The organism is Candidatus Neomarinimicrobiota bacterium (assembly GCA_041862535.1).
Taxonomy (GTDB): domain Bacteria; phylum Fidelibacterota; class Marinisomatia; order SCGC-AAA003-L08; family TS1B11.
In genome coordinates this window covers 1-10,195 of the sequence record JBGVTM010000217.1, presented here as the reverse complement: position 1 = coordinate 10,195, position 10,195 = coordinate 1, and the positions used below count along the sequence as shown (strand labels likewise).

Annotated in this window: 8 protein-coding genes; 1 reads left to right on the top strand and 7 read right to left on the bottom strand. The window is 51.9% G+C overall.

Annotated elements, in window-relative coordinates:
• Nucleotides 1-99 precede the first annotated feature (99 nt).
• The 7 genes from ACETWG_08045 to ACETWG_08015 all read right to left on the bottom strand — a co-directional run bounded on the left by ACETWG_08045 (nt 100) and on the right by ACETWG_08015 (nt 9,792).
• Nucleotides 100-1,281: a glycosyltransferase family 4 protein gene (locus ACETWG_08045; GenBank protein ID MFB0516540.1), complete on the bottom strand. Its 1,182-nt coding sequence runs from the start codon at nt 1,279-1,281 to the stop codon at nt 100-102.
• Between the two features lie 6 nt (nt 1,282-1,287).
• Nucleotides 1,288-2,757: a lipopolysaccharide biosynthesis protein gene (locus ACETWG_08040; protein ID MFB0516539.1), complete on the bottom strand. Its 1,470-nt coding sequence runs from the start codon at nt 2,755-2,757 to the stop codon at nt 1,288-1,290.
• Nucleotides 2,741-3,946, bottom strand: a complete 1,206-nt coding sequence (locus ACETWG_08035; GenBank protein ID MFB0516538.1) for a polysaccharide pyruvyl transferase family protein — start codon at nt 3,944-3,946, stop codon at nt 2,741-2,743. The genes ACETWG_08040 and ACETWG_08035 overlap by 17 nt, the downstream gene beginning before the upstream one ends.
• Nucleotides 3,947-4,055: 109 nt before the next feature.
• On the bottom strand, nt 4,056-5,477 hold the full coding sequence (locus tag ACETWG_08030) for a hypothetical protein (GenBank protein MFB0516537.1): 1,422 nt from the start codon (nt 5,475-5,477) through the stop codon (nt 4,056-4,058).
• 161 nt (nt 5,478-5,638) lie between these two features.
• Complete coding sequence (locus tag ACETWG_08025; protein MFB0516536.1) at nt 5,639-6,856, bottom strand: Wzz/FepE/Etk N-terminal domain-containing protein; 1,218 nt, start codon at nt 6,854-6,856, stop codon at nt 5,639-5,641.
• Between the two features lie 360 nt (nt 6,857-7,216).
• Nucleotides 7,217-9,199: a hypothetical protein gene (locus tag ACETWG_08020; GenBank protein ID MFB0516535.1), complete on the bottom strand. Its 1,983-nt coding sequence runs from the start codon at nt 9,197-9,199 to the stop codon at nt 7,217-7,219.
• Entirely contained in the window at nt 9,196-9,792 is a 597-nt protein-coding gene (locus ACETWG_08015; protein ID MFB0516534.1) for a hypothetical protein, read from the bottom strand. Before ACETWG_08015 ends, ACETWG_08020 begins: the two co-directional genes overlap by 4 nt.
• A 167-nt stretch (nt 9,793-9,959) precedes the next feature.
• On the opposite strand from ACETWG_08015, the gene ACETWG_08010 reads away from it, so the two are divergent.
• The coding region (locus ACETWG_08010; GenBank protein MFB0516533.1) for a hypothetical protein at nt 9,960-10,195 on the top strand (236 nt) is incomplete at its 3' end.

The following is a 10,195-nucleotide window of genomic DNA, read 5'->3' as shown; positions in this document are numbered from 1 at the left end:
TGAGCAGGATTTTGGGTATCCTGATGGCTACCAGCATTCAGAATCCCCCTTCCAGGCAATTCCAAACTGGCATGAAACCCTGCCTAGATTTATGTACTATCATAAGGTACGATATACTCCCTCCAATAGGTTAATGTTCCACTCCTTATCGAAAATATTCCTGACATAGGCTTGGCCGCGCTGGCCCAGGTCAGCGGCCAGCTCTGGATTCGCAGCCAGATTCTCAAAGGCTGCCCTCAAGGCGTGCCGGTCATTCATCGGCACCAGTATCGCTCCGGCGCCATTATCCGTATACTCCCTTGCCTCCGGCGTGTCGGCGGCAATGGAGGGCTTGCCAAGCCAGGCGGCCTCTACCAGCGGGATGATAGCGTGTGGTCTGGTCGCGAATGATACCATAGCATAGCACTGTTCGATGAGAGATTTTACTTGGATTGTAGCTGGCATGGCGACGATTTTTCCCTGGTGCTTCAGCATCAGTCGCTGGATGCGGTCGCTGTAGGTGGGCCGGCCCAGAAAGCGCAGCAGCTTCCGCAGGGTACCCTTTATCAGGCCGTACCTGCGTTGTATCCCCCCGACGAATAGCAGCTTCACCTCTGCTCCCAAGTCAGACTCCAGGAAGGTCTCCACGATTTCCAGGGCCCCCTTGATTGGCTGGATTCCCCCCAAATAAAGGAAGATTTTATGCCGTAAAGGGTCCAGGCCAAATTGTGCATTTAGATCAACCTCCTCATCCCGGCCTTCAAAATCGACCCAGTCGTGGACGATGGTAGTCTTATCCCCTAGCCTGAGGATATTGCCGGTAGTACGGTTAATGGCCACGATGGCCGAGGCGTACCTCCGGGCGAAATACCGCAGCAGGCTAAATTGCAGCCGGTGCCGGCCTTCAGGCCAGTGCTCACGGGCATGCAGCACCCCCGCCTTCCCGGCAAGGCGAACCGCCAGCAGATAGGGATACAGTAACATGGTGTTCAGGTGAACGATATCGGCCTGTGTCCGTCTGATCCAGTAGGCCACCCTGCGGATGGAGGCGAAGGTCCTCACGTACTGCCAGATATGCCTTAATGATAGCAGGGACCTGCAGTAGGGTATAGCTCGAATGGCCGGGTCGATATGGACCTCCATCTCTTCCTCATGCAGAGCCGCTACCAGGGGACCGTCGGCCTTCACGACCACTACGGGATCAAAGGACCCCCGATCCAGGGACCGCACCATCCTCAGAAGGCACCCCGAACCGCCACCGAAATAGGAAACATGAAATAAGTAAAGGACCGTCCGCTTCATGCTGGCTTATCCGCTGGGAGATGGAATCTCATAGATCAAGTTGACCAGCGAATGGCGGAAGACAAGGCCACCAGCTAGTATAAACAGCAGGTAAAGCGTGATGGCAATCCCGGATAATAGCAGGGAGGGGGCCAGGCCGACAGCTCCCTCGATACCGATTGTCGCCGCCAGGGAGACTAACGCCAGGACCAGATACAACAGTGCCGTTTTTCTCAGCCAGTCGCCTGGTACCTTGTACTCAGTGGACCTGATGACTACAACCAGCATGAGACCCCACGCCAACACGTGGGAGGCACCCATGGTCAGAGCGATCCCATACGTGGGCAGATCGTACACCATCACCACGGCCGCACCACCAATAAAGATCAGAATCGAAATCAGATAGATCACCAGAACCCGCTGCTGGCGGTAACTAGCATAGAGGGCATTGGAGACCAGCAGTCCCGAGGCAGTGAAAGTCATCACGATGGAAAAAATCTTCACGATAGGCAGGGAGGGGGCGTAGGCTGGCAGGAACCACGCAATGAAAAGGGGTGCAAGGTGATAGGCCGTGACGGAGAGCATCCACATGACTACCGAAACCAGCAGGAAAGTCCTCCAGAAGATCACCCGCAGCCGTGTCTCCTCAGCGCTTTTGCCAAACTCCACGTTGAAGCGGCGGTAGGCGATCTGGCGGATGCTCTCGGGAACCAGCATGGCGATCTGGAAGAGGATCACCCCCAGCGCATAGTAGCCGTAAGCCTCGGCCCCTTTGAAACCGATGATGAAGAGCCGGTCGATGGAAAAAAACAGGTTGAAGGACAGGGCCGCGGCGAGGATCGGAAGACCGGCCTTGATCATCCCTGCGATGTGGGCAAAATCTATCCGGCGCAACCCGAAAGCGATCGGGTGATAAGCTATGTATAGAGCCACGATCATGACCGCTGCGAGCAGTAGGCTGATCAACTGCCCGATATAATCCCACGCCAGGACCAGGACCAGCAGCAGGAAAAAGACCACGCTGTTGGCGATCTTGATCTTGCTCACCGTTACGAACTTCCCGTAGGCATTGTAGATCATCTGGTAGAACTGGGTCACAGGCTGAAGTGCCACCATCCCGGCAAACAGCAACCAGGCTATTCTGGTTGGACCGGACATCGACAACCCTTGGATAGCAAAGATGGTCATGTACAATACCAGCCCGACGAGACCGGCGAGAAGGCCCATGAAAAGACCGTTGTTACTGATCTGCTGGACAGCATCCTGATCCCCGGCCTGGAGGCGCTTGGGCAGCTCCCGGGCCACTGCCTGGTAATACCCCAGCTGGATCAGGGGGACATAGAGCAGGAAGATGGCTAATCCCTGGATGGTGCCGAACATCAGGGGACCAATGAGCCGGGCTACAATGAAACTGCGGACCATCCGCAAACCCTGGCTCAAGACCGACGAAAAGAGTAGATAGGAAAAGTCTACGGTTGTCCTAGTCTTGAGTCTCACCGCCGGTGCCCGCGTTAATCAGCTGCCGCAGTATGATATCATTCTGCCCTAGCAGCTCCCGTTCTATAACCACCAATGGGGTAATCCTCTCCCTGTAGGTCACCTGATCTTCTTCAAGCGCCTGCACAATCCCCTTGAGGCGTTCCGCCGTCACCTCCGCCAATTCACAGGCGTAACGCTCCAATTGGAACTTTTTGACCAGGGCTCGAACCTTGGGGTGATAAATCACCGCGCCGGTCGGCACGCCGGCCACCAGACCGAAGATTAAAGAATGGTAGCGCATGCCCACCACCGCGTCACAGCTGCGGTATGCCCTCAGCAACCCTTGGGTAGTAGCCCCGATCCCAGCAACACTGACATTCTGCAGCTGATCCCCCGCCAGGATATCCTCACAGATCTGCCGGTCCTGGGAATTTTCAAAGGCCAGAAATACCACCTTGACCTTCCGGTCGCCCAGGTAGCGGATAAACATGCGGTACTCCTTGATGAGGCGCCGGTCGCCCGTAGGATCGATACCTGAGACACGGTAGAAGGGAAGCACGGAGAGGCCGACCTTTTTAATCTCCTTTGCCCTCGAGGCTCCTGAGTTTCCCTCTGACAGATCCAGCCCAAAAGTCGGGTCAGTAGTGGTAACGACTTTTTCGGCTGGAACACCCAGCCCTTCGAGAATTTCCTTGGAATGTGAATCCCGCACTGTAATCATGGTGGCCGCGCGGGCAGCCCAGGCCGTACATAGCCGGGCCTTGCGGGAGACCAGGGGACCGATCCCGCTGGAATACCACATGACCTTTCTCCCCGCCAGACGGAAGAGCAGGTTCAGTGCGCAAAGATATGATGTAGTGCCGCCGCTTCCAGTGTAGTCCTGCAGCATGCCGCCGCCACCCATGACAAAGACCTGCGTACGGGCTATTATCGGAAGCCACTCCCGTAGCCGCCGCCACCTATAGGCACGGATCTGATACTCTTCCCCGTATATTGAGTACTTCCCTTCTTTATCAAAAACAAAGATAAGTTTCGGCATATCAATGGATCGCATATGTTCCAGCATAGAGATCAGGATAGCGTTATCGCCGATGTTTCTAATTGGGGAATCATCGGAGGCACCATAGAATCCATAGAGAGTAAGATGGCCTCCGCTGGTACGGCGCAGCCACAAGGCAGTGATGATGCCGTGTATGACGTAACACAAGGCCTTGGCCCATCTCAGGACGCGCGTGACTGGATCTCCTCTCAGGAACCGTCCCGGCGCAGGACAGTGGGGACGATGTTTCCCCCACAACTGTGGTTGGCGATAAGGTCTAGGATGATACCCCTCCTAGGCGGTTCCAGGTCGGGTGTGTAGGCTTGAAAGCCTCAGGGGAATTCAAGCAGGATGCACTGAGAAATATCCCCAGAAGCGTCCATACGTAGATCCCTATCTGCCGATCCGTGAGTACGGAATAGTAGTTGGTTATGGCAAAGACGGAGAGCAGGACCAGAACAATGACAACCACACTAAAAATCCCGGACATATCGGCCAAGCGGCAGGATGCTTTTGCCGCCCGCACGCACAAAAGCAGAATTAGGGAATATGACAAGATTCCCAACAGGCCTAACTCATAGATCAGCCGGTTCAGCGCCCGGGATGCGACCCCATACAGGGTGTTGATATGCCATTCTGCGATGTCACCGGCGGCCGTAATTCCTACTGACGAACCCGGCCCGTGACCGGTAGCCAGCACATCCGGATCTTGAATTTCCTCGGCCACCAGGGCCACCAGGCTCCCCAGCCGGGGCAATGTCCCTTGCGACGTCTTTTCCCGGAACAGGTACTCCACCAACTGCTCGCGCGACCACAGCAGCGACCCGCTATAGTATTGTTGCAGCAGCCGGTCCGAAAGACCCAGCACCACCAAAAGGAAGAAGGCGATCCCAATCCCACGTGCCATCCTTCTGGTATGTATTCGCTTGGCCTTTCCCCGCCATCGAAAAAGCAGGAATGAAGCCAACAGGCCGGCACCCATGGCGAAAATCCCCGCTTTGCCTTCGGATACCACCAGGGCAAAGGGCAGGAGTAACAGCAAAGCTTTGTCCATGAATCCCGCCTGCCGGGTGTGAAATCGATAGGCGATGGCGGTCGCCACTACACCGGCCAGCACGGGCGTCACTGAACCCGTGCCGTATCCTCCGAACAGACCGTTATAGATATCCCACTGAGAAATACTGACCGAGGGATCATAGCCCTTTAGCGAGGGAAAGAAAAGCCATTGGAGGATAATGGCAAGGGAGTGAATAAACATAAATTTCACACTGATGCTGAGCACCCAGTTGACGTTTTTTTCAAAGGGATCGCGTTTCAGCGAAAACAGAACCCCGAGGGAAGCAGCCCATAATGGATACTGGAAGGTCTCAATTACTCCCTTAAACGCTACCAGGTCAATCCGAGAGGGACGCATAAAGAAGTAAAACGCCGCCACTCCCAGGGTAAACAGGAGAAACGTACGCAGAGCAGGATTAATGACGGTGGTGCGATACTGGAGAACTGTTACGATCGCCGCGCCGATCGCGCCCAGAAGCAAACCGGTGGCCAGCAGATAGGTGCGAATATCAAAATTGAGATAATAAGCCAGCCCGTTGTTGAGCAAATAGAGCAGCCAGACCACAAGCATCAACAGCCGGGGAGAATTGACTGCCAGAAAAAAACCGGGGATGATGCAGAGAATTAGAAGGACTTCCAGCACGGTTTAAACCTGTAGGCCTCTCGTCAACAGATTATGGGGAACGGCGTCTCGCAAGCGCGGGAGGAAAAATAAGCCAAGCGGAGCGAGTCCTTCATGACCTATTCATTCGGATGGTCAGTTAGCCGGGCCGGGGAGCTTACCGGGACTCTCCCATCCATACCTTAGGAAATTCTCAGCCACTTACGAATCCTCGGGGATATGAGCGCCACTTTTATCTCAACCAGCTTAGCCTGGGTGGTCTCATCGCGCTCCCGCCGCTTAACCACATCCGAGACGAAGGCCAGGCCCATACCAACACCCAGCCCTAAAAAGAGACTGAAAAGAACCATTACCTTTCTCCTCGGCCCACTCGCTCTTGTCGGAGGCACGGGCGCCTCAAGGACGGTGATAATGGGCTGATTACGTTGCAGATCGATCTCTGTCTGAGTCAGCTGCGCCTGGAGTTCACTATAAAGCTGGGTCTTAAAAAGGACTTGCCGCTGCAAGCGTTCCATCTCCACCCGCAACTTTGCCGTTCGAGGGTCCCTGTTACGATCGGTGAATTCGGCCAACTCCGCCTCGCTTTTCTCGAGCTCCTGCTGGGCTTCGGCAAAACGAGATTGGATAAAGGCTAAGTCTTCCTTTGTCTTCTCAGTATAGATTTCCCGCACCCGTTGCGCCAGCTGATCAATAGCCATCTCCGTTAACTGGGCTGACAAAAGAGGATCAGTAGTTATCGATGAAACCACCATGATCCCGGTTCTCCGGTCAACTCCCACGGAAATTGTCGCAGCTAAATTCTCAATAGCATTCTCCTCCTCCTCAAGGATCGCATAGTTGCTGCCCAGGTTTTCGGCCACTGTCCCTGGATCGGGAGGGGCTCCCTTGAATAAGTCTATGATGGTCCGCGGCAGGCCGATAGTGATGGCATATAGCCCCCGCATGATGGCAGAGAAAATCGACCGACGGTCGAAATATTCAACCAGCGTCATAGTAGTGCCTAAGTCCGGGATATAAAAGGAACTGCGAGCGATGGCCAGTCGTACTTCCCGGCTTTTCAGAATATCGGGGTAGGTATTCTCTCCAATGAAGGCTTCCGACGGCCCTAATGTAATCCCCAGACCTCGAAGAGCAGAAACACCCCCTAACAGGCCACCAGATTGGCTGCTCGTAGTGTTGCGGACCACCCGCGCTACGCTGGTATACTTGGAGGGAGTGGCAATCGCGATACCCAGGGCCAACGCAACGAAGATAGCAGTGGTGATCCCCACGAGCCGGGGGTGTCGCGCCAACACCAAGAGAACATCCATGATAGATAGGCGCCGCTCTTCTAAAGAATCATCATAGGCTGGTGCCGATTCTTCTGGCTGAAGGTCTTCCCTAGCGTGTGTCTGTTCCATAATCTAGATAACTCTACTATTAACTAATGATCACCGCTTGTCCTAAGAATATTATCGGTCGGATCGCGGCTTATACATAAAAATTACTATCAAGTTTCATTCTAAGCACCCCATATGGAGCTTTTTCACTATTATGAGATATACGCGGCGATGGTAAAATTTATCCCGAGTCTTTAATATTATATCTCAATGCCCATCCTCCCTGTCGTCCGGTAACCGCACTATCCACATCCCGCTAATGTCCCTGCCAGTCGAAAAGTTAGACCTTTTCACCGGTCCCAGGCATAGCCATCAGCGACTGGACGAAGGTTGTGTTCATCTAATAGTGGCTTTCAGCACTATAATCGCGAAAGGCTCGGTCTACTGAGCCGCGAGAAGTACTTTCACTTGAAGAAAAAGGCTGAAATCGAACGCAGAACCGAAAGGATGATAGCGATGGTCTTGATTTAACAAATTCCGCAGGAGTATAGCCAACATCAACCGCTCTTCCCAAAACTTCTTCTCCGCCTTGAAATCAATTATCACCGAGCCGCCAATAGTTGATGAATAGGTGAAATTACCAACGGACGATTTCAGGTAAGGCCGGCCATCAATATTTTCGTATTCTCTCCAGGTGGCCGGTGACACATATCCCACCATGGTCCAGATCGAGAAGCTTTCCACTGGAACGTAGATAAACTGATAATTTGCCCGATACTTTGGTACCGCTCCCCACCCATCCTTAAAGAAATTGTTCCCCGCGGCTGTAGACTGATATCCCAGGGAAATGCGCTGGGTAACCTTAGGTGTGGGACTGAAGAGCACGGCCATTCTCGCGCCCAACACTTGCCCTTTGCTGCGAGTGTGAATTTCAAGCGGGGACGTAACCGAGTAGCCGTCAGGGTTGAACACAAAGTGCTGCTCAATCCAATAACGATCTGAAAATTTCCTGTAAGACAGCGCGGTTTCAATCCTGAGCCCTCGGGCAAATCTGGATGCCAGCATCAAATCAGCGGCTATCTGCTTGCCAGCCCGGAGGTCACCATCCAGAGTATATTCAATACCCGCTGTCTCTAGTATACCATATCCCCGCTCAATCCAATACCAGAGACTGTTATCCTCCTCAAGAAGCCTTTGGGATACAGCCAGATTGAATCTTAAAGTGTGGTCTGGTTTAATATCCCAGGTATGGGCCACGGCAGTTTTTAAAGCAATATCCTTCCCGTTGAATACGAGGAAGGCGGAGACATTCTGGTTTATGGATTTAGAAAGCTGATGATTCACATTGCCGTAAATCTTATAAAGGGCGAAGGTATCATTTTCTAAAGGATAATCTGTGTCCAGCATGAAACGATCGTATGCGGCTCCGATAGTCGTCCGATAACTTGCACTGCGAAAATTCATCTCGACATCCGCATAGATGCTGCGTTTTCGCCAATCAAAATCAAAATCAAGGGTATTGGGATACATATCGATTTGATGACCTGAAAAAAGCAGGCGATAACGCATGCTGGTACGTGACGCGGGGAAAAATTCACCGTTGAGCCCAAAATGCGGCCAGCTACTGTTGACTGGTATCTCTCTCCCTGACGGGCCAAAATAGAAGAAATACTTTGAGGTATACGGAAATCCGATGAAAATATCATGTACCCCCCTGAAGGCCTCTATACCAAAGCCAAGCGAAGGAGAGATGGCGTTGTGTAGCCCGGGCCAATCATCTATGAGTGACGAGTTGCGTCTCAGCATTGCAACATCAGAGAATGAATGTTTCTGTATAATCAAATTGGCCCGTGCATACCAATAGCCTGATCCCCAGGCAATACTTAGAGACCCGTCATTCGCTATTCTATCAACGTTGGGGGTAGCATATTCCGTAAACAAATAGGGACCCGGATCGCCCGTCTCGTTGCCAAGCAACAAGTTTCCTTTCACCGTCAGCCCTACAGGTGGCTCCCGGGTATGAATATGAATTATCCCGCCGTCGCTATACTCACCACAATACAGTTGTGGCATGCTTATGACCTCTACATAGTCAATATCATCGATAACCACCGGCAACATGTTCAGGTGATGGAAATCAAGGAAACGTAGATCGATCTTATGACCATCCAGAAAAATTGACCACGATTGGTTCTGGAACGATGACAAGCCATTAACACTTGCTCTCCAGGAGTAACCGTCAGTAGAACTGAGACTCCAATCGGTCAGGAGCTGGAGTAGGTCGGCTATTCGGGTGATACCTGCTTGTTTAAGCGTGGCAGCTGTTAGAATGGAACCGCCTGGATACTCCTGGGTCTCATCACCTATTTCAGCTGCTGCTAGCGTTGACATCAAGAGCACCAGCATTAAGAGCCAGGTTCTCAATCTAAAAATCCCTTCAACCAGGGTGGGGTTCTTATGATATAGGCCATTCCAGCGGATATCTGTAGCAGATGAATTCGCTTCTGAGTAAAGATAGTCTTGTAACCGGTTGAGAGCAGCATATGGCAATCCCTGTGAATGGGCATGCTGAACATGGTATTCAAACTTGAAGCCACTTCACTCTCGCTTTTTTCATAACCTTCAAGCTGATCGAATATCATCTGATCAATGCCGATCCGCACACAGAAATACCAGCTGGATCGGTAGGGAAGTGACATCCTGAAGCCCCAGCCTAAAAAGGGATGTATATTGAAAAAATTAGGATAGCTTTTGTTTTTCCCGGAAAACCAGGTTAGCTGCACGCCGGCATGGGCAACGCCAGAATAAAATGGCATCGAAATTAAGCCTTCCACCCCCATTTCTGGCTCCCAGTAGTTCCGAAAAACCTCCTGATTATAGTTTTCGGTAACCTGAAGACCAATTAGAAGCGAATTGAAAGCAAGCGTGTCCTGTGCGGCAAGCATATTTGTTGGTAGCCAACAAACCAGCAGCGGAATAATTAATCTGCAGGGGTAAATGAAATGAAGTTTTACCATGGCCGCCGGTTATTAAGTCTTAGTCAAATCGAATTTTGGTAAAATGTAATTCTACTTCTTGCACTCTCAAAATGCTTGGTATACAAGTAAATATAAAACTAATTGATCTTTGGGCGGTACAACTAACAGCACAGGATATATGGCGCTAGCATTGACAGCAGCATGAAGTGTTCATATATTTAAAAAGCCGGCGATTAATCTTTAAATTTAATAATTTAGATAGTGTTTTGAGAAACTGGCCTTATTTCCCCTTACTCGCACTGGTGTTATTCCCTGGCTGCTTGTCAGGGCAGGCTGCTGCCTTCAAGCCGTCATCTCAAGTCTATGATAGCGCTTCAGCCAAGGAGTCTGCTAATTTTCAGTTCCAGGAGGTACAACGTCCTACCATTACCAATCCCTGCCT